The 20,549-nt window shown below is 38.9% G+C and carries 24 protein-coding genes; 14 read left to right on the top strand and 10 right to left on the bottom strand.

Annotation, left to right across the window (positions count from 1 at the left end; genetic code table 11):
- Positions 1-53 precede the first annotated feature (53 nt).
- The 6 genes from PGH07_RS00915 (at position 54) to PGH07_RS00890 (ending at position 5,541) form a co-directional block, all read left to right on the top strand.
- Entirely contained in the window at positions 54-689 is a 636-nt protein-coding gene (locus PGH07_RS00915; RefSeq protein WP_289412011.1) for a paraquat-inducible protein A, read from the top strand.
- Positions 689-1,288: a paraquat-inducible protein A gene (locus PGH07_RS00910; protein ID WP_289412010.1), complete on the top strand. Its 600-nt coding sequence runs from the start codon at positions 689-691 to the stop codon at positions 1,286-1,288. The genes PGH07_RS00915 and PGH07_RS00910 overlap by 1 nt, the downstream gene beginning before the upstream one ends.
- The gene (locus PGH07_RS00905; RefSeq protein WP_289412009.1) at positions 1,288-2,901 is read left to right on the top strand and encodes a PqiB family protein; all 1,614 of its coding nucleotides are present in this window, start codon (positions 1,288-1,290) and stop codon (positions 2,899-2,901) included. Before PGH07_RS00910 ends, PGH07_RS00905 begins: the two co-directional genes overlap by 1 nt.
- Positions 2,901-3,452 carry a PqiC family protein gene (locus PGH07_RS00900; protein ID WP_289412008.1) on the top strand — a complete coding sequence of 184 codons (552 nt, stop codon included), beginning with the start codon at positions 2,901-2,903 and terminating at the stop codon, positions 3,450-3,452. Before PGH07_RS00905 ends, PGH07_RS00900 begins: the two co-directional genes overlap by 1 nt.
- Before the next feature lie 192 nt (positions 3,453-3,644).
- Positions 3,645-4,667 carry a hypothetical protein gene (locus tag PGH07_RS00895; protein WP_289412007.1) on the top strand — a complete coding sequence of 341 codons (1,023 nt, stop codon included), beginning with the start codon at positions 3,645-3,647 and terminating at the stop codon, positions 4,665-4,667.
- 4 nt (positions 4,668-4,671) lie between these two features.
- Positions 4,672-5,541, top strand: a complete 870-nt coding sequence (locus tag PGH07_RS00890) for a radical SAM/SPASM domain-containing protein (RefSeq protein ID WP_289412006.1) — start codon at positions 4,672-4,674, stop codon at positions 5,539-5,541.
- Between the two features lie 178 nt (positions 5,542-5,719).
- Here PGH07_RS00890 and PGH07_RS00885 read toward each other — a convergent pair whose 3' ends face one another.
- Positions 5,720-6,274, bottom strand: coding sequence for a lipid-binding SYLF domain-containing protein (locus PGH07_RS00885; RefSeq protein WP_289412005.1), 555 nt, complete (start codon positions 6,272-6,274; stop codon positions 5,720-5,722).
- An 87-nt stretch (positions 6,275-6,361) separates the two neighbouring features.
- On the opposite strand from PGH07_RS00885, the gene PGH07_RS00880 reads away from it, so the two are divergent.
- The 6 genes from PGH07_RS00880 to PGH07_RS00855 all read left to right on the top strand — a co-directional run bounded on the left by PGH07_RS00880 (position 6,362) and on the right by PGH07_RS00855 (position 10,745).
- On the top strand, positions 6,362-6,643 hold the full coding sequence (locus PGH07_RS00880) for a hypothetical protein (protein ID WP_289412004.1): 282 nt from the start codon (positions 6,362-6,364) through the stop codon (positions 6,641-6,643).
- A 7-nt stretch (positions 6,644-6,650) separates the two neighbouring features.
- The gene (locus tag PGH07_RS00875) at positions 6,651-7,562 is read left to right on the top strand and encodes a histone deacetylase family protein (RefSeq protein WP_289412003.1); all 912 of its coding nucleotides are present in this window, start codon (positions 6,651-6,653) and stop codon (positions 7,560-7,562) included.
- Between the two features lie 83 nt (positions 7,563-7,645).
- Entirely contained in the window at positions 7,646-7,954 is a 309-nt protein-coding gene (locus tag PGH07_RS00870) for an AtpZ/AtpI family protein (protein ID WP_289412002.1), read from the top strand.
- A complete protein-coding gene (locus tag PGH07_RS00865) occupies positions 7,941-8,492 on the top strand; it encodes a hypothetical protein (RefSeq protein WP_289412001.1) in 552 nt (183 codons plus the stop codon). Before PGH07_RS00870 ends, PGH07_RS00865 begins: the two co-directional genes overlap by 14 nt.
- A gap of 25 nt (positions 8,493-8,517) precedes the next feature.
- On the top strand, positions 8,518-9,225 hold the full coding sequence (locus tag PGH07_RS00860; protein ID WP_289412000.1) for an N-acetylmuramoyl-L-alanine amidase: 708 nt from the start codon (positions 8,518-8,520) through the stop codon (positions 9,223-9,225).
- Positions 9,222-10,745, top strand: a complete 1,524-nt coding sequence (locus PGH07_RS00855; RefSeq protein WP_289411999.1) for a sodium:solute symporter — start codon at positions 9,222-9,224, stop codon at positions 10,743-10,745. Before PGH07_RS00860 ends, PGH07_RS00855 begins: the two co-directional genes overlap by 4 nt.
- On the opposite strand, the gene PGH07_RS00850 is transcribed toward PGH07_RS00855, so the two are convergent.
- Together PGH07_RS00850 and PGH07_RS00845 are read right to left on the bottom strand one after the other, a co-directional pair.
- Positions 10,742-11,134 carry a hypothetical protein gene (locus PGH07_RS00850; protein ID WP_289411998.1) on the bottom strand — a complete coding sequence of 131 codons (393 nt, stop codon included), beginning with the start codon at positions 11,132-11,134 and terminating at the stop codon, positions 10,742-10,744. The two genes, PGH07_RS00855 and PGH07_RS00850, sit on opposite strands and share 4 nt — an antisense overlap.
- Before the next feature lie 187 nt (positions 11,135-11,321).
- Positions 11,322-11,840, bottom strand: a complete 519-nt coding sequence (locus PGH07_RS00845) for a hypothetical protein (RefSeq protein ID WP_289411997.1) — start codon at positions 11,838-11,840, stop codon at positions 11,322-11,324.
- Between the two features lie 123 nt (positions 11,841-11,963).
- On the opposite strand from PGH07_RS00845, the gene PGH07_RS00840 reads away from it, so the two are divergent.
- Positions 11,964-12,572, top strand: a complete 609-nt coding sequence (locus tag PGH07_RS00840; RefSeq protein ID WP_289411996.1) for a fumarylacetoacetate hydrolase family protein — start codon at positions 11,964-11,966, stop codon at positions 12,570-12,572.
- A gap of 7 nt (positions 12,573-12,579) precedes the next feature.
- Here the strand turns inward: PGH07_RS00840 and PGH07_RS00835 are convergent, their stop codons facing one another.
- Both PGH07_RS00835 and PGH07_RS00830 read right to left on the bottom strand, forming a co-directional pair.
- Positions 12,580-13,206 carry a LysR substrate-binding domain-containing protein gene (locus PGH07_RS00835; protein ID WP_289411995.1) on the bottom strand — a complete coding sequence of 209 codons (627 nt, stop codon included), beginning with the start codon at positions 13,204-13,206 and terminating at the stop codon, positions 12,580-12,582.
- 199 nt (positions 13,207-13,405) lie between these two features.
- Positions 13,406-14,215: an energy transducer TonB gene (locus PGH07_RS00830; protein ID WP_289411994.1), complete on the bottom strand. Its 810-nt coding sequence runs from the start codon at positions 14,213-14,215 to the stop codon at positions 13,406-13,408.
- A 187-nt stretch (positions 14,216-14,402) separates the two neighbouring features.
- Here PGH07_RS00830 and hemL point away from each other — a divergent pair, with 187 nt between their 5' ends.
- Entirely contained in the window at positions 14,403-15,695 is a 1,293-nt protein-coding gene (hemL, locus tag PGH07_RS00825; protein WP_289411993.1) for a glutamate-1-semialdehyde 2,1-aminomutase, read from the top strand.
- Positions 15,696-15,811: 116 nt separating this feature from the next.
- Here hemL and lepB read toward each other — a convergent pair whose 3' ends face one another.
- The 5 genes from lepB to PGH07_RS00800 all read right to left on the bottom strand — a co-directional run bounded on the left by lepB (position 15,812) and on the right by PGH07_RS00800 (position 20,481).
- Complete coding sequence (lepB, locus tag PGH07_RS00820) at positions 15,812-16,477, bottom strand: signal peptidase I (RefSeq protein ID WP_289411992.1); 666 nt, start codon at positions 16,475-16,477, stop codon at positions 15,812-15,814.
- Entirely contained in the window at positions 16,461-17,486 is a 1,026-nt protein-coding gene (locus tag PGH07_RS00815; protein WP_289411991.1) for a M14 family metallopeptidase, read from the bottom strand. The genes lepB and PGH07_RS00815 overlap by 17 nt, the downstream gene beginning before the upstream one ends.
- A complete protein-coding gene (locus PGH07_RS00810) occupies positions 17,486-18,907 on the bottom strand; it encodes a glutamate-cysteine ligase family protein (RefSeq protein ID WP_289411990.1) in 1,422 nt (473 codons plus the stop codon). Before PGH07_RS00810 ends, PGH07_RS00815 begins: the two co-directional genes overlap by 1 nt.
- 54 nt (positions 18,908-18,961) lie before the next feature.
- Entirely contained in the window at positions 18,962-19,822 is an 861-nt protein-coding gene (locus tag PGH07_RS00805) for a hypothetical protein (RefSeq protein ID WP_289411989.1), read from the bottom strand.
- A 227-nt stretch (positions 19,823-20,049) separates the two neighbouring features.
- Entirely contained in the window at positions 20,050-20,481 is a 432-nt protein-coding gene (locus PGH07_RS00800; RefSeq protein WP_289411988.1) for a hypothetical protein, read from the bottom strand.
- Between the last annotated feature and the right edge of the window lie 68 nt (positions 20,482-20,549).

The following is a 20,549-nucleotide window of genomic DNA, read 5'->3' as shown; positions in this document are numbered from 1 at the left end:
TCTTGTCATCGATAACCTTTAGATATTTGATCTATTTGGTTACAATTATATCTATGAAAATTGAAAATGAAGATGCCCTGGATCAACTTATCATCTGTCACCAATGTCATACGCTTCATGAGGAGATACCTATCGAGGATGGGACGAAAGCTTGTTGTGTAGAATGTCGAAGTGTGTTGTACAGATATGATTCTAAATTGATTGATCATGGCTTGGCACTATCTCTAACTGCACTGATATTCTTTGTAGTGGCAAACTTTTTCCCTATAGTGCAGATCGAGCTCTTGGGAAATGAACAGTTCATTACCATACCAAAAACATTTCTCTCTTTGTTTGAGAACGGTTTTTATTTTGTGGGTTTATTGTGCGGTGTAGTGATATTTTTATTTCCATTGGCGATCTTTACACTTTATGTGTTTCTTTTTTTGCTTTTAAAGTTTAAAAAAGGAGAAGATTTGACTAAAAGGCTATTGATAGGGCTTTCTTATATGAAACCATGGAGTATGAGCGATATCTTTTTGATTAGTATACTAGTTGCACTGGTCAAACTTATAGGTTATGTACAAATTCATATGGGGATAGCTTTTTGGGCACTGATAGTATTTGTATTGATGGATATCTATATGACAAAGTACATTCATCTGAATGAAATATGGATGCTGAGAAAACAGATCTTTGTGGAGAAATAATGATAGAAATCAATGAAAAAGATCTGATACGCTGCCCGGTATGTGAAGCGGTCAATATCGATAAGGGTAAGGAGAATAGATGCCGTCGCTGCGGATCACCTATTTATAAGTACACACGCTTTAAAACAGAAAAAAGCTGGGCATACCTTATCACCGCGATTATTGCATATATACCTGCAAACCTTTATCCTATGCTTGTGAGTACGCAGTTTGGAAAGGTAGAAGAGAGTACGATTATAGGTGGAGTAATATTGCTTTGGGAATCTGGATCCTATCCGATATCCGCTATAATCTTTTTTGCTTCGATTATGGTGCCGATAATGAAGTTTCTTATTTTGGTTTATCTGCTTATTAGTGTAAAATATCCACTGGGAAAAGATAAAAAAGTAAATAAACACAAATTGTATTATATGACTGAAGTCATTGGCCCCTGGTCAATGATCGATGTATTTGTCGTAGCCATACTGGCTGCATTGATACATCTGAATAATATACAGATCATTGCAGGAACAGCTGCAACAGCATTTGCACTTTCAGTCTTTTTTACCCTTTTGGCAGCACAAGCATTTGATGAGAGGCTTATCAAGGAGAATCGTTAATGTCTAAAAACATTCCATACGTAGAAGAGTCTACAAAGTTTAATTTTTTTACTTCTATATGGATCGTACCTTTCGCAGCACTTCTGATCGCTGCTTGGTTGGCGTATCAATATTACTCGGAACTGGGACCTGAGATCAAGATCGTTTTTCCCAATAATGAAGGATTACAGGCTGGACAAAGTGTCATAAAGTACAGAGATGTAACGATTGGAAAAGTAACCAAGATCAATTTGGAAAATGACGGTTTACAGGTTGCTGTGTATGCACGTATAGATAAGACTGCTGAACCGTTTCTTAATGAACATACAAAATTCTGGATCGTTAAACCTGAAGTAGGTCTGGGGGGCGTGAGTGGACTTGATACCTTGCTCTCAGGAACCTATATCAATGTTTATACAGAAAAAGGAGAAGAGTTCAGAACACTTTTTACCGGGCTTCCATACGTTTATAGAGCGGATAAAGAAGGTGAGTATTTTCATCTCAATGCACCACAGGCTTACAACGTTACTGAAGGTACACCGATCTTTTTTAAAAATATCAAAGTGGGTGAAATAGAGTATGTCACCATTTCATTGGATACTCAAAGCATCGATTTTTATGCCTATATAGAGAAAGAGTATGTCCCCTATGTGCATACAAGTTCAAAGTTTTGGATCAGAAGTGCTTTGAATGTTGATATCTCAAACGGCAGGCTAGATGTCAATATCGCACCGTTGACCCATTTGGTGCAAGGAGGTATCTCATTTTCATCTTCAGGAAAAGATACAAGTAAACAGGTACCAAACGGCTATATATTTAACCTATATAAAAATGGCAGTGTTGCTGAAGGAAAAAGTATAGGTAAAGGTGGAGATGCGATCAAAAAATTTGAAGTTCATGTGCTTGACTCGATTGCAAAACTCAAACAGGATGCTTCTGTTGAGTATGATGGTTACGATGTAGGAAGGGTAACGAAAGTCTCCACAACATATGATCCTGAGACTCATAAAATGACAGGGACGGTTTATCTGCAGATTGATACTTCATTCTTTGAAAGTAATAATGATCAAAATATCACTGGAGAAATGAACTTCAATAAAGCAGTTGAAGAAGGTTTGCGTGCAAAGATCACACAAACTGACCCGATCACCGGGATACTGTATGTGGATCTTGTTTTCAAAGAAAACTTACCTTTTAGAGCAATACTTCAGGGTGAAAAATATCCTATTTTACCTTCTGTAAATGATAAAAACAACGGTATTATGGATCAGGTAAATATCTTGGTAACACGGCTTAATACACTACTTGGATCTACCAATCAAGTGATGGATGAGAATGCCAAACCGTTACATGAGATCCTGACCAATCTTAATGAGACAATGAAAAATATCAATTCCCTGGTCGGGCAGAAAGAGACACAGAACTTACCTATAGCACTCAATGAAAGCGTGAAAAAACTTACGCAAACACTTCAAAGTGCCAACAGTGTACTTAAAGGATATGAACATGACTCTTTGATGAACCATCAGCTTGTACAAACGCTTAAAGCAGTAAATGAAACTTCTGAAGAGATGAGCAGAGTACTAAGAATGATCAACCGTAAACCTAATGCACTGATATTTGGAGAAGAATAATGAAGAAAAATATTTTAATCACTATGTTGGTTCTTTTGATGACGGGGTGTGCCACTAAGAGTCACTATTATGTGCTCTCGACTGCGATGCAGCCATCCCATGTTACTCCATCTACAAAAAGTATCGGTGTAGCACAGGTGATCCTGCCAAGTTATATGGATAAACGTCAATTGACTATCGCCAGTTCTGGCAATCAGATCACTCAACTTGATTCTGTGTTGTGGGCCGAAGATATAGATATCGGTCTCACACAACGGCTTATCAGTTTTCTTCAAAAAAAGTTTGAACAACCTAATGTCTTTGCGTACCCATGGGGCGTAGATAGACAACCTGATATCCAGGTCAAACTTCAGATCAATCGTTTCCTGGCACAGGGAGATAAGGTATATTTAGATGCCAACTATCTGATTATTGATACAAAAGGACATACGAGTCATGCCTACCTTTTCAATACTACATTGAAAACATCTTCGGAACCCTCAGCGATAGTAAATACAATGGATAATGCATTTGGTAAACTAGAAGAGGACATCGCCGATAAGATTAAATGACCTAATGAACAATTATTGGGAAAAAATATGTTATGTCATACATGACATAAGTTTCCAAGAGTGTTTATTCGGTTCATAACATGATCAAAAGCGATTGTTATAGCCTTTATAAACTGATTTTATATGTTCTTTAATATATATAAATATTATGCTACAATAATCGCCAGAATTGAAACGAGGGGTAATTCCTAAATGTCAGTAAAACATTTCATCGCTATGGTGGTAGTATCAGCTACATTGGTTGCGCAAACCAGTGAGACTAAAAAAACATACGGAATACAAACAGGTCAAGTTGAGTATGAGATATATGGTAGCGGTGTAGTTACTCCCGATAGTAACTTATCGATAGAGGGATATGAAAAATTCTCTTTTAGAGAATGGGGAAAAGAGCGGATCGAAGAGATGGAGCGTACTGAGACGCTTTATGGAACGCTTCAAATTGTAGATAAAGAAAAAACACTCAAGAAAAGTAAACAAGATACTTTATATATAGTAGACTTTGACAATGAGAATATCATCACAAGTAACCTTATGGAAGGTGATATAGGTCAGATCGATGTAAGTCGTATGCAAAAGGCCGGTATGATGAATATCGCATCCTTAGATTGTGAGGTATGGGTAGAAGGTACTAGAAAGGTATGTCTTTATGAGGGTATCGTGTTATTGGATGAAAAGAGTTATCTTGGATTTGTTTACGGAAAACGAGCAACGGATGTAAGTTTCGATGTAAATCTTTCTGATGAGGATTTTGAGCTTCCTGATTATAGTGCCAAAGAAGACCTATTAATTATAAATGTGGTTACTACGACACAAACCTATAAGGCTGAGAGTATTTCAGATAAGATCATCCATGCAAATGAGACCAATATTACGTCAGATGACAAAGATTATGTAAAGGCTGTCAATGGTATTGTGCAGGATTTGTTTGAAAAAGAGAAAAAGTATCTTCCCCTATTATTAAAAACAATGCGTAAGACACGAGCATGTTTACATGTAGCACAATCTCAGAGTGATGCCAATGAATGTTACAATGAAATAAACGAACTTAAATCAGAGTTTAATGATGATAGTGATGATACGCTCATAATGATCATAGATGAGAATAAGCAGAGTGTATTGGATGATTTTGATAAAAAGATCAGAGCATTGAAGACAAGAGTCCCATGTATCAATAGAGCGATGGATATGACAGATCTTTCGGCATGTATGAAGTAAACTTGTGAAGTTTTATCGTATCTATATTGAACTTACCAATGTTTGTGGACTCTCATGCAGCTTCTGTCCTACAAAGAATCTCCCTACAAAACAGATGGATCTTGAGTTTTTTGAGTCGGTGATTTCACAGGCAAAATCATACACCAAAGAGATCGCATGTCATGTAGTCGGTGATCCTTTGACACTTTCTAACCTCTCTGAATATCTGGATATTATTCACAAACACGGGCTTAGAGCTATGCTTACGACCAGCGGTTATTTTCTTAAAAAGCAGAGCTATACTACGCTTTTTCATCCTTCTGTAAAACAGATCAATATCTCACTGAATGCGTTCAACAAAAATGATACCATGCTGACATTTGTACAGTATATAAGACCTGTATTAGCGCTTTGTGATGAGAAACAAAAACTGAATGAAGAGTTATTTATAAACCTTCGTGTTTGGAATCTTGATGAGATGATGAGCGAACGCAGTTTTAACGAAACACTCTTTGATACACTCTCCAGGGCATTTGACGTACCACTCTCTCTTGACGAAATCTATCAGCAGAGACCAAAATCCATCAGACTTGCCTCTAAAGTGCTTTTGCATTTTGATGAGTACTTTGAGTGGCCGTCTTTGAATAATAGGGTCTATGGTGACGGTACCTGCCAGGGACTACAATCTCATATCGCTATACTCGCTTCTGGTAAAGTTGTTCCGTGTTGTCTTGATTGTGACGGTATCATTGAGTTGGGTGATCTACATGAAAACACACTTGAAACTATTCTCAAAGGAAAACGTGCACAAGATATGATTAGCGGTTTTAAAGAAGGTAAAGCTGTAGAAGAGTTGTGTCAAAAGTGTAGTTATAAAGACAGATTTAAAGAGTAGCTAGCTACTCGAGCTTGCTGCTGAAGCAAACATAGCGTTAGCGTAAGTGACTGGAGCTTTGCTTTAGTCACGGTCAGTCAAATAGTAAGAGTTGTATCAAAAGTGTAGTTATAAAGACAGATTTAAGTGTGGTTGAAAAATGTTAGAAAGAGAGGTTGGAGAAACCTCTCGATAGCTATTATTGTGGGATAATACGTTGAAATTTGTTCCCTTCCAAACTGAGACCACCCATTAGACCTTTTTCTCCATAGATAAATGCAACAATCGGCTTTTCATAACTTATTGAAGAGATATCTTTACTTTTTCCCCAATCTGCGATCGCAATAGTACCGTCTACTCCTGCTTCCCATCCATTGCTGGCGATAAAGTTTTTCAGTGATGCTTCACTTAAAAAGGCAATGATCATAGAGTGTTGTTGCGCACCTGCCTGGAACCCGAAAGAAGCACTTGTTACACTGTAGTAATGTTGTGTTTGCCCATTCACACGCAGGACACCTTCACCATAACTTCCACCTAACATAAATCCGGCTTTTGTGATCTCTGGAAAGACAAGATAACCTGATGCATTGTTAATGAACTTTTCAGCACCTTTAAATTGTTTGACAAATTTTGCAACTGCCTTATCACTGTTTTTTTCAAGTTTTTGGGCTGCAGTATCAGCAAAAAGAGAAGAGCTGAATGCAAATACTAGTATCATCGCCAAGAGGCTGGAAGGTAATCTCAACTGTTTCATTATCTTGATCCTTTATGTTCATTATTCAAAATTTGAACAATTATAACAAATAAATGTAAATATAAATAAAATGTATATAATTACAGCATGGAAAAATTAACGCTAAAAGCTTATGCTAAAAGACATAAAATCAGTATCTTTAATGTAATGAAGATGGTAAGAGAAGGATCTGTACAGAGTGAAACTGTACTTGAAGACGGTAAAGAAGCAGTGTACATTGTAGAAAACAAAGAACAGGGAAAAGAGATACAAAGTAAGATCACTAAGTATACACAAACACCGCTAAGCCTTGAAAAAGAGGTAGAGCTTCTAAAGAATGAAATGGCTGAACTAAGAAATGAGTTGGAGGCGTTAAAAAAGAAGCTATAATGGTAATATGAGAGTAGCTTATATTACTGATGAAATCTATCTTAGACATAAGACAGGTGCAATGCACCCTGAATCACCTGATCGTTTGATAGCAATTGATAATGCTTTGGAAGAAATCAAAGATGAACTTATCACAGTTGAGCCAATCTCGGTTTCTGAAAAGATCATTGAACTTGTACACACCCCAGAATTAGTTGAAAAAGTCAAAGAAGCCAGTGCCAATGAAATGGCGATAGACTCTGATACGGTTTGCAGTATTGACTCTTTTTTGGCAGCAAAAAAAGCTGTGGGAGCAGGGGTTGTTGCAGTGGATGGTGTAAAAGACGGAAAGTTTGTAAGAGCATTTTGTTCCGTGAGGCCTCCTGGCCATCATGCCACACCGACTGAGGCTATGGGATTTTGTCTTTTCAATAACATCGCCATAACTGCACGGTATGCCCAAAGTGTAGGGTATAAGAAGGTGATGATCATCGATTTTGATGTACATCACGGTAACGGTACCCAGGAAACCTTTTGGGAGGATGATACCGTCTTTTATTTCTCTTCTCATCAAGCATTCTCTTATCCAGGAACAGGTGCTGAATCTCATACCGGTGAAGGCAAGGGGAAAGGGTATACAGCAAACTTTTTGATGATGCCTGAAAGCGGAGATGAAGTGCTGCTGGATATCTATCAAAATGACCTACCGCCATTAGTAAAAAAGTTCCAGCCTGATATCATTCTCGTATCAGCGGGATATGATCTGCATGAAAGTGATCCTCTAGCCAGCCTCAACATTACTACGAATGGAATCCGGAAGATGGTGAGAACGATTCTCTCCTTGCGTAACGTACCTTATATCTTTTTCCTTGAAGGAGGATATCAATTGGATGCATTGGGAGAAAATGTGAGGGTCACGGTCGAAGAGATGTTACTCTAGCATAAATGATCCTATGCCGATTTCTCTGTTTATGTACCATTTCGATATACTACGCTCTAAATATACATATGGAATGACATACTATGGAACAGAACAAAGAACCACGTTTTAAAAAGATCGTAGATGCTGCTGACGGATTGAGTCTAGGTATCTCAATGGTTGTTGCAGTACTTTTCGGTGTCGGTATCGGCTGGTTGATGAGAGAATGGACGGGTATAGGCTGGTTATTTTGGCTTGGTGTATTCTGGGGTATTGCTGCAGCAGTTCTCAATATATATAAAGCCTATAAAAAACAGAAAAAAGAGCTCGATGAGTTAGCAAACGATCCACGATACAACTATAAAGCGACTCAGAACAAATATGATGATGAGGATGAAGATGAAAACTATTAGTTTGAAGATCATCAAACTACTCCTTATCATTGACCTGTTTCTTATTGCAGGAAGTATCATTTTTTTTGATACGAAGGTTCTTTATAATACTCAGATAGGATTCTTCTCTTCTACTCTTGTAATGATCGGTTCAATGTTTAGCTATCTCCGTATGGTCAATAAGAGAGTAGAACACAATATCATCACTGTAGATGACAGTAAGGATGTGATCGATAAGCTTGAAGATCCGTATGATCTTTATAGCGAAGATATTGTGGAAGATCCTGATGTCGATCTCGCAGAAGCCATAAAAGAAGAAAAACAGCGTATGAAAGCCAATAAACGTTCGCTCTTTCAAACACTCAAAGATACCAAAGCAGCACTATCTATTTATCGTATGAGTGCCTATATCCTGCTTGTACTTGGATTTTTCTATCTTCACAGACATGAAATGCTGCATATCCCAAGCTATCTGATCTCGCTGACCCTGCCGATTGTCGGGATCGTATGGGTACTTGTATCTGACAAAGAAAACCAAACCCAAGATAGGGTAGAATAGTCCTAATTCTTGTTTAGGACTCTAAATGCTAAAACTACTCTTATCTCTGACTACACTTTTTACACTCTCTTTATATGCAAAGAACGATTATAAATGCACAACCAGTCCCATTCAACCCCTTCAGATCATAGATAAACCGATAGATTTTGGAAAAGCGCGTGTTGAGATGACAAAAGACTATATCCGGTCTCATTACGGTAAAAGGGTCAATAATATAGAGATCACACCAAAGATCATTGTACTTCACTGGACGGCTGAGATGAGTTTGGATAAATCTTTTAAACGTCTTCAACCTGAAAAGCTTCTCTCAGATAGAAAAGATATCGTTAAAGCTTCTGCACTTAATGTCTCGGCACATTTTCTTGTGGCACGTGACGGGACTATCTATAGGCTCATGCCGGAAAACTGGATGGCAAGGCATGTGATCGGGCTGAACTACTCAAGTATAGGTATTGAGAATGTAGGTGGTAAAGGTAATGCAAGTGAGGATCTTACTCCAGCTCAGCTAAAATCGAATATCGCACTGATCGGTTACCTCAAAGGAAAGTTCCCAACGATCGAATATCTTATCGGACACCAAGAATATACACAGATGGAGTCTACACCACTGTGGCTGGAGCATGATAAAGGCTACAGAACGGTCAAGAATGATCCCGGAGAACATTTTATGAAAAATGTACGTGAAGCAGTAGAGTTCATGCATCTTAAAAAACCGCCAAAAGGCAGAAAGTGAACTCTGCTTTTGCGACACTTGACTGGGCGGTTTTTATCGCCTATTTTGTAGTATTGACAGTAACATCGGTACTTTTGAGCCGTATGAAGGTGAAGTCTACCCGTGATTACTTTGTCGGAGGTAACAGTGTTCCGATGTTTGCTGTAGCTGTCTCTGTACTGGCTACTTCACAATCAGCTGCGACCTTTCTGGGAGGACCTGAGTACTCTTACACTAAAGATCTGACCTTTATAGGCTTTTATCTTTCGGCATTTGTCGCAGTATGGTTTGTAGCCAAAGTGTTGATCCCGCGTTTTTATGCTATTAAAGCGGTGACTGTATATGAACTGCTTGAAAAACGCTATGGTACTGCTGCCAAAAAACAAGCAGGGTTGATGTTCCTTATCGGTAGGCTCTTTGCTAGCGGAGCAAGGCTCTACATCGGAGCACTGGCGATCTCTATGATCCTCTTTTTGGACATTGAACCGCTTCATGTGCTGGTTTCTACTACGATATTGATGTTAGGAGCTTTGGCCTATGTCTATTTTGGCGGAGTAAAGTCTGTAATCTTTTCAGATATCATCCAGGCATTTACCTATATAGGTGCGGGAATAGCTGTACTGGTCTATCTTTTTATAGCATTGGATACAGATATGGGTACGATCATCCATACGTTGACAGAAGAGCATAAGCTGAAAACGCTTGATTGGAGTATGAGCGGCGGATTTAGCGTATGGGCATTGATGGGTGGATGGCTGTTGCTCAATATCGCTGCTTATGGACTGGATCAGGATATGACACAGAGAGCTCTTAGCTGTAAAAACACCATAGAAGCACAGCGATCCTTGATGATGAGTATCTATCTCACGATCCCTGTAGCACTGCTCTTTTTAGCCATAGGATTACTTCTTTACCTCTTTTACCATCATCCGGAATTTTCAGGAATCTCTACAGAGGTTGTACAACAGTTTGATGGAGAGAAGATCACTATCTTCTTGTACTATATCCTGCATGAGATGCCCGAAGGAATGCGTGGACTGGTCACTGTAGGAGCAGTTGCTGCAGCACTTTCCAGTTCCAATTCTGTACTGGGTGCTATGGCATCAGTGGCTATCGAAGATATCTATAAACCGTGGAAAAAGGCTAAAGGTGAGTGTGACGAGATGCACTTTGTACGGGCAGGGCGTGTTTCTGTACTTCTCTTTGCCGCGGCGCTCTCAGCGATGGCAATGCTAAGCTACTACTGGCAACAAAGCACAGAGTTACCTTTACTTAATTTTGCACTGGGAGTAATGGCATTTGCCTATACCGGTCTACTTGGTGTTTATGCTGCAGCGATTTTTACCAAGCGGGGTAATGCTATGAGTGTACCGCTTGCATTTATTTCCGGATTTGCAACCGTACTGCTTTTACAGCCTTATATCCTTGGGGATACTGTCAGTGAAATTATTGGATGGAATGTAGGGTTCGCATGGCAGCTTTTTTGGGGTACTCTGGTGTCGTTTGGTGTAATGATGAGCAGTAGTAAAAAAACGCTTTAATTTATATCCGGTAGATATTTTTTTGCTGTATTGTAACTGATACCGGCAGTTTGCGCTACATTGTATGCTGTGATCTCTCTACATTCCAATCTAAGCAGATTGATCGCGTTATTGATCTTCTTTTTACTCTCTATGATCTTGGATCTGTTTGCTTGACGCGTAGCTGTCTGCTTTTTACCATGCTCAATTTGTTTGATGTTTTGAACTTTCTTGAAGAATTTATGTGCCACAGGCTTTCTATCTTCAAATCTTCCATCAGATTCAAAGTCGCTTTTTTCCAATTTCAATTCATTTAACATTTTGAGCATAAGGTCATACTCATGATAATCAAGATCCAACCTGTAATGTTTGATCTTAGTATCACTTTCCACTTTATCAAAATAAATCATTCCCGACACGCCTATCTATTCCAAATTATCGGGAGAATTTTACTATAATGAATTTAAAGCTGTCCGAGAAATTTGCATAGAATCTGCCATTAGGTGTAGAACTGAAAGTAAAATACTCATTATCCTACACAATATAGGAACCAGATCAAACGATCTACAAAAGGAAGTTGTACTTATCTTGCTTTAATTACTTCGTCATATTATCTTCTTTTTTAGATGGAGGTGATGGGAAAAGCGCATAAGGTGTTGTAGGTTCAATATCGGGTGGAAGATATTGTGGTGCAGGTTCTCCTCCAGGTCCCATATCTTGAATGAAATGATAGATGGCACGTAGATCTTCCTCTTTCATTTCATTGAGAACATACCATGGCATAGGAGGACGTGTTTTAAGGTTTTTTGCCCTCTCTATCCATTGCTTCTCTGTCAAACCCTGTACTAAGAGACGCAAATTCGGAGGATAGGTGGTTCCCCATGGACCTTTCCAACCAAAAGAAGACCCCGTCAACCATAGTTTTTGAGGTGTTTTCCCACCTGAAAGTAGATAGTCCGGAGTATGGCAGTCATTACAACCGCCTATCTTCACCAAATATTTTCCCTGTTCTACAAGTTGGGTATCCAGAGGTTGGGCAACGATACTGTTCAGTCCTATTTGCGTACCCATCAAGACTATCATTAGATTCATTATTCGATTACGTTTAAACTGCATTTCTGACTCCTTCCTTTTTAAAGGTTGAAATGACTCAACTATCCGACTATTAGTTAGACATTCTATAACTATAGTCTGCAATTTTTGTGTAAAATTACAAAAAGTACTTTTTAGAGCGATACAATGAACCAGATCAAATTCAACAACACTCAAATCACACCATCCAAAGTCATCTGTATAGGACGTAACTATGTTGAACATATCGAAGAACTTGGCAACGAAACACCCGATACGATGGTAGTCTTCAATAAACCAAACTCAGCGATCACAGATATGCTTCAATTTGTCAGCGAGGATACCCGCTTTGAGGGAGAGATATGTTTTCTTATCCAAAACAAGCGGATAGCCGGTATCGGCTTCGGTCTGGACCTGACCAAGGCAGATATACAAAACAAATTGAAACAAAAAGGTTTGCCCTGGGAACGTGCAAAGGCTTTTAATCATTCTGCTGTGTTAGGAGAGTTTGTATCATTCAATGGAGATATCAGACAGCTTCGTATGGAGCTTTACATCAATGATGATCTTGTACAGTTCGCAGATTATGAGTTGATGATTTACAAGCCTTTAGATATGCTATCAGAGATAGACAATTTTATGTCTTTTGAGGATGGTGATATTGTGATGTCCGGTACACCAAAAGGTGTAGGTAATTACAAAATAGGTGATAAATTTGTAGGGAAAGTATATGAAGGAGAAAGACTACTTATAGAGTCCACATGGACTGTTCAGTAGGGTGCTGTTATTTTATAAAATAGTTAAGGATCTTTTCTATTTTACCTGTATCTTTGTGCTTTTTATTGTGAATGATGTAGAAGTCTCTATGTATAGGGGTTCTATTAATACGTGAAAAATATAGCTCTTTTCTTTTGAGTTCATCTTCTATAGCCAACCGTGAGACGATAGTGACAGTAGGGTTTAGCCTGTTTGGTTTGGACCACTTGATACCCTGTATTGCAGAGATTGCATTATCAACTTCCATTAGTGAGCCAAAATGATGGTAGGAAAGCCCATGCTCTTTAAAAAAATTTGTGATCAATAGACGGGTTGGAGATAGTTCTCTCCTGCAGAGAAGCTGACACTGTCCGATCATCTCTTTATCAATGGATTCTCCAAGTGAGGTTTTAGAACAGACCACAAGTTCATCTTCTATCCATTTTGTATAGATAAGCGCATCATCAAAGATAGCTGATTCGATCAGTCCAACATCAAAAATGCCGCTTTTAACCCCTTCGATGATCTTGTCACAATTTAAGATCGTCAGTTTGATCTGTCCATTGATAATTTCACTCAACTCTGTAAGCGGTTCACCTGGAAGGATATATGAACCGATTGTTTGAGATGCACCCAGTCTTATTTTAACAACCAATAATCAACCTTTTTTTATCTGATTTATAACCTTATAATAATTATAAGAAAGCGTTACTTAAATTGCTGATTTTAGCATCAATTTTATTGATAAAGTAGAGTAGGATGGGAAAAATACACATTTATATCATCATATAATTTAATGAATATAATGAAATACATTGATTATGAAATAAAGAGTCAACCAAATGAAATGAAATCTAATAGAGCGTATATTTTACATAGAACATGATTTTTGTTTTTTTCTCAGGTTTTGGATAATCTTTATAGGCTGTTTTGATCACTTCAAGCGTATTATCATCCAATGCTCTATACCCTATAGCAGATCTGAGGTGCAGATCAGAGATATCACCGTTAGGATGAAGATAAAATGAAACGATATTGGTTCCCTGCATCTGCATACGTACTGCAACATCCGGGTAACCTTTTCTCCAGAGTGTATTTTGTGTGATACGGTATATCTCTCCAAGATGTTGTTTGATGAACTTTTGTTGCTCTTTGTTATAGGTATAAAACTCTTTACCGTAGATACGGGAAACCATATGATCCACAAAATTATCTTTTTTCGGTGCTGGAACCAAAGAGTTGCCAGAGCTCATCAATGTATTGGCAAGCGGGTCCTTTGATATCCTTGCCGGCTTATTTCTGACCATCTGTTTAACCGGTTGTTTCTTAAATACTTTAGGTTCTTGTTTGTTGACGGTTACTTTAGGTTTTTTTACTTCTGTAGGCTTTGTTTTGGACACTTTTGTAGCATTGTTCTCTTCTGTATCTTTTGCTGTAATGAAACTCTTTTCAACGCTTTTTTTCTCTTTTTTGACAGGTTCAGGTATATCTTCAGGTTTTATCTCAGGTTGAACTGTCGGTGGAGGGGTCACAGCTGGTTCTGGTGTCACAGGTTTAGTTACCGGTTTTGGTTTTGGAGCCGGCGGAACAAATGATTTGAGGTTGAGTGATATCTTTTGTGACTGACTTTGGGGTTCAGGGATCTTCAATTCTTTAAAATTCACTATGAACAGCAAGAAGATCAAAAGATGCAATAACAATGACAGTAGAAATGCTTTCAGTGTTCTGATACGGATAATCGACCCCTTAGTGCCATTGTAGTATAATTCACGCTATTAACTGATGATTGTAAAGCTCCATTGAGGAGTACTCTCTTAAATCTCAGAATTATACACAACAAGGATTAATCATATGGCATACGATAAAAGCATCGCAGCATTTGAAGAAGCATACAAAGTGATCCCGGGAGGTGTAGATTCACCTGTACGTGCATTTAACGGTGTAGAAGGAACCCCTCCGTTTATCCAGAAAGGTGAGGGTGGATATCTCTTTGATATCGATGGAAACAGGTATATAGACTTTGTACAGAGCTGGGGACCGCTGATCTTCGGTCATGCAGATGCTGATATCCAAAATGCCGTGATGGAAGCTGTGAAAAATGGACTGAGCTTTGGTGCTCCGACGCTTGTTGAAACTGAACTTGCAACTGAGATCACAACCCTTTTTGATACGATCGATAAAGTACGTTTTGTAAGCTCAGGAACAGAAGCAGTAATGTCTGCTATCAGACTTGCTCGCGGGTTTACGGGAAGGGATAATATCTTGAAATTTACTGGATGTTACCATGGTCACTCTGATTCACTGCTGGTTCAGGCTGGTTCGGGTCTGGCAACATTCGGTGCACCGTCTAGTCCAGGTGTTCCTGCAGATCTTACAAAACACACACTTTTAGCTACCTACAATGATATCGAGGAAGTAAAGCAGTGTTTTGCCGATGCTAAAGGTGATATCGCATGTGTGATCATCGAGCCGATCGCTGGTAACATGGGTCTGGTTCCTGCTACTGAAGATTTCCTTCAAGAACTCAGAGCGATCTGTGATGCACATGGGACACTGTTGATCTTTGATGAAGTAATGAGTGGATTTAGAGCTTCACTCAAAGGTGCACAAGGGATCACAACTGTAAAACCGGATATGGTGACACTAGGTAAAGTGATTGGAGCAGGTATGCCTGTAGGTGCTTTTGGTGCCAGAGCTGAGATCATGGCACACCTTTCACCAGAAGGTCCGGTTTATCAGGCAGGTACACTCAGCGGTAACCCTGTTGCAATGGCTGCAGGTCTTGCAAGCCTTAAAAAGCTTAAAGCAAACCCGAGTATCTATGTTGAGCTTGGCAATAAAGCAAAAAGACTGATGGATGGCTTCCAAAAGGCTGCAAATGCTGCTGAAATACCGATGGTAACGGATGTTAGAGGATCAATGTTTGGATTCTTCTTCTCTGAAATACCTGTAAGAAATTTTACGGATGCACAACAAAACGATACTTCAATGTTTGCAAAGTTCCATAAAGGAATGTTAGATCGCGGTGTTTATCTGGCATGTTCTTCTTTCGAAGCCGGGTTTATCTCTACAGCGACTACTAATGAGATGATCGATGAAGCGATCAAAGCAGCATACGAAACACTCAAAGAACTTACGGCTTAAAAATATGCCTGTATCAATGATACAGGCTCTTTAAAAATTGATCTAACTTTTCTATATTCTTTTTACTTCTTCATTCTTTATAGATCTAAATGGATACTGATAAGAAGCTGTGGAGCTCAAAACTGTTTAATAGAAGAGAGTTCTGTAAGTGTATGTGATTTTTTTATTACGTACCAAACCTTATAATAGATATTATTATAGTGGACCGGGCCAAAAAAACGGCTATCTCTAGAGTTGTCCCTAAAGTCACCCATAAAAAAGTATTGATGTTCAGGAATGACGGTTGGTGCATAGGTGATAAGTTCAGAAGGTCCGATAATTTCATTTGAATGTGTAACACCATAAAAATGTGTGTAAGGATTTTTGAGCCAAATCTCATTGGCAATTTGAACAATTGCTATACCGTATTTCTGTCCGAATGATACGGTTTTTTCTCTATCTGATCCGATCTGAAGATAGAAGTCCTTGTTCTCCTGATAGACTTTATCCCCAGGCAGTGCAACTACCCGTTTAATAAATAGCCCCTTATCCAATGGATGACGCTTAAATGCCATGATATCACCGCGTTCTATCCCTTTTTCATTGTCAATAAAGTGTCCTTTGAGGAAAAAGAAAAAAGAAGGGATATGTACACCTGCACTGAAGTTTTCAACAATGACCATATCTTCATCTACCATCATATAGTTCATACTGATATCCGATATCTTATAGATACGTATAAAACTCAGTAGTACAAGTAATAGTCCTCCAAAGATCAGTGAGATTTTAATAAGTTTTTTCATAATCTTCCAGCAAATAACAAAGACAATCTTGAAGGATAATTTTTTTATCAAGTGTGATCATAGCAGGCATAAGCGCTTTTTTAAGCGATAATGCACCATTGTCATTCTTGATAATATCATCAGTGATATCAGTACCGTCCTCGGCAGTGGCAATGAGCGGTCTGGATATCGTAGTATGTGCAAATACTTCACCCTGTTCAAGACGGGTAAAGTTATGACGGTCAAAGTTGTCTATCAATGTAAGTTCATACGCCTCTTGTTCTTCTTCAAAGCCAAAGGTGACATCCTCGGCAATCTTGAGCACTGCATTGTTTTGTACCAGTTGAAGGTCGTGTTCAGGAAGTGTTTTCTCCGGGAAATGGTCCATATGCATCAGATCATCTATGAGCGATACGGCTTTTTCTATACCCAGAGTATTTCCAGGAGTAGAACATTCCAGAGTGATCGCAGGACAGATGTCGTCAAAGGCCATGGTTGAGACACCTTTTGGCGTATGAAACACCATACCGATATGATTGAAAAGACTGCTTAGATATTTATTTTTCTCATTGACAACCGAGATGCATCCATAGGGTGGATTTGTGCCTGTATTGTTGTGTAGATCAATTGCAGCGAAGAGCTCTTTTTCAGTGATCTTTGCCATTACTTCAGTGATGAGTTTTGACGTAAGGTCATCAGGGTGTGGTGTACCTGGCCAGGCACGGTTGAAATCAAGTTCATTATCCTGTCTTCTAAGTCCTAAAAAGGCTGCTTCGACATTTCCCACAAAGAGCCATATACTTCTTGGCAGATGAAAGGATCCTTTTTTTTGATATTTTTTAAGAATCTCTTGCATGATCAGTAAACCGCTGTACTCATTGCCATGCAGCATGATAGAGATAAATAGGGCAGGTTCTTTATCGCCTTTGAGATGTACAAGTGTAGGACTATCAAATATCTCTTTGATATCACGGTAATTGATCTCTAAGAACTTTTCCGGGAACTCATTCACAATAGTAAGTTTTTTCATTATAGGCTCCATTGGTGTACAGGAGTATCAGCTTCAAAATTTGTCATATAATCCTCCACGAGCTTGTTGATATTATTATGTTTTTCAAAATGTTTGAGTTGCCACACTGCACCGTTTTGTCCTGTTCGGGCACGTGCTTGGATGATATCCAGATAAGGTTGCATATCCTTCACTCCTAGAGATTCAAATCCCTCTTTTGCCAGATTTAGTCCCTCTTGTGATATCCACTCATTCAGTACCACAGTTTGACCTTCAAGGGGTTCATGAAAAGTATGTTGCATACCGTATTTTGCTATATGATAGAAATCATTTTTGAGTACTTCAAATGGAATCAGAGTAAGATCTATTCCTTTTTTGACCAAGCCTTCTATAAGACCGATAAAAAACCAAAGATTTGTCTGTATATCGATAAGAGTAGGACCTGCAGGAAGGACACGAAGTTCCATACGAAGTCCCCATTTCCCGTCCTTGCCTTGAGAGATGATAGGACGTATCCATCTCCATATCGTTCCATTATGAAGATTAAAGTGATAGAGCTTTTCTACAGGTGCATCAACCACATCGGGAAACAAGATCTTAAAGTCCTTATTTTGTTCGAACAGATCAAGCCAAGAGTTGATATAACCATGCGCAAAGTGCACTCTTTTCTCATCGCCTTTTTCCCGTCTTTTTTGGTCTCTGGCATCTGTTGACTGTTCAAAGATAGGGATACGGGATTCATGCCATGCTCTTTTGCCCAGTACCAATGAAGCATTGGCTCCAAACCCTACCATTATCACAGACGCTATCAGTGCAGCATGATAATACTCTGTTGCACGAGAAAAAGGGACTTGAAAATGTATCTGCAGTGACGTACATAGTGCTTCGCTCATAACATCATCTCTATCCAGTTTTACTTCATCCTCCCCATGCAAAAGCACATGGATACTCTCATGACGGAGTTCATATATCCTCTGAGATGCCAGTGTATAACGCCTCATATCTGACTGGTATTGCTTGGGATCAAAATGCTCCGGCATGAGCTTGGGAAATACTCCAAAAAGACCAAGATGGGAATCGAACTTTTTGGCAGCTGTTCCAGCTTTATGACAGAGCATCATAAGGTTCTGTTTTAGTTCAATAGGAGTGGAGGGACCAAAGTTAAATATACTACCGTTGATCTCTAGATCATAGTTGGCAAGTTCATTGGTAAAGAGGGAAGGGTCAAGTTTTGAAAGTATCTTTTGATTGATCGGTGCAGGCTGATATTTCGCATCGAGTATACATGCTTCCAGCTCATAACCCAGATGTTTAGACTCGCTAAAGTGTTCACCATTTTCAGTGAAGAGTTGCTGGACAAACGCAAGCTCAGAGAGCCAAGCATCTTCAAATGCTTGGTAATCCTGTTCTGTAAATGCTTCTTTGTGTATCTCTGAGCCCATTTATAGTCCATTCAATGCTTTTATCTATTATACATTGCAATGGCTTGTCAGCCCCTAAGAGACCTTTCTTTGTGTCAGGTAGATAAAGATCGCCAGTGAAAGAATGATGAATGAGATACCACCCATTAGATAGAGTGCATTGACCATCTCGCCATCTTCTTTCATCGCTATTTTAAATACTACCATCAAGGTCTCGATCGCAAGGGCGATCAGAATCGTAAAGAGGAACTTGGTTAGCAGTTTGACCTCTTCTTTTGAGTTCTTGACGTAACTTTTATAAAAGACCTCTTGCTCCAAGACCGTTTTGGCCAGGTCAAAGATCGCCAGTCCCAGAGTTGCGGCAATGATCGGCTTAAAGATCGTATGAATATCAAGGTTCAGCACCATCACATTGCCTGCAAAGTCAAAGAGTGAATAGAGGACTGCTGCCAAAGCGATGATAGCCATAAAGGCACCGGTAAAGAGGTAAAAACCGAGTTGTACACCATCAAACCCGGCATGTCTTTCGATCAGTCCAAGTCTCTCCAGGAGTCTTTTAAGATCAAAGTCCATGAAGATGATCTTATCACCCTCTTTTTTTGATGCCGTGATACAGAGTGTTTGAGTCGCTGCACTTTTATAGGGTGCAGTGAAGGCAAATCCGTTCTCTTTGACCTCCAAACGTTCCAGCAGATAAGCTCTACTGATATCCATTGCTTCTTTATCGATACGGGTTGGATGGTAATTCGGCGAGCTTTGTACAGAGGTTTTTGCATCAACAACATAGACCAGTTCCAGTGACTTAAAGACATGGAATAGATTTTCGAAATTAGTTTCTTCAAATGTACTCAGTGCACCAAGATTCAATACACTGTCTTCGATAAAGCCATTGACTTGTTCTTTGCCTTGAAAGTAGGCACCTATATACTCTTTCATTGTCTTATCCTTGTTAGGTTCTTTGTTTAATTATAATGCATAGTAAGGGAAATAAGAGCAACAGAGTGATTATAATTTGATCATTTGAATTTTATATTTATTACTTATAGCTAATGGTTAAATACTGTTCAGAACTATAATATTTTGAGTTTATATTACGTTTGAAATGAGTTATCAAAAAGCGCTGTTGTTGGATTTGAAAGGACTAAAATGAATTGTTATCTATTTTAAAGCCCAAATCCGCCCAGCAATGTACCTATCAGTACAATAAGAAGAATCGCACCGGCTACGGCTATAGCAAATTTAAAAATCAGGGCACTTGCCCCTATTGTTACAGCTACACTGCTGACTTTCCACTCCTCTTTTTTAAGAAATCCAATGACGCCAAAACATATAGCTGCAAAACCAAGTATAATAACAACGTAACCCACTATCTCATCAGTTCCGATAGATCTCTCTTGTCTGGTAACTACTTCTTCGCCTTTGAGTTTTGATGATATAGCAGATTTGATAGAAATAGTCTTTTCGGCTACGTACTCTTCAAGTGTCGGTGACTTTTCGATAGGACCGAGAAAAAAATGAAATATCGCTATACCAAGTGCGATCAGTCCAATGATTGTTCCTATATTGCTGAGTCTATTTTGCTGTACTGCTTCCAAGTGACTTCCTTATATGTATTACGTTTAAAATGAGCAATCAAAAAGCCGCCTGCGGGTTTTTGATTGGT

Origin of the sequence: Sulfurovum zhangzhouensis (assembly GCF_030347965.1) — a bacterium.
Lineage (GTDB): Bacteria > Campylobacterota > Campylobacteria > Campylobacterales > Sulfurovaceae > Sulfurovum > Sulfurovum zhangzhouensis.
Note: the sequence above shows the minus strand (reverse complement) of the source record. Positions and strands in the feature narration are given on the sequence as shown.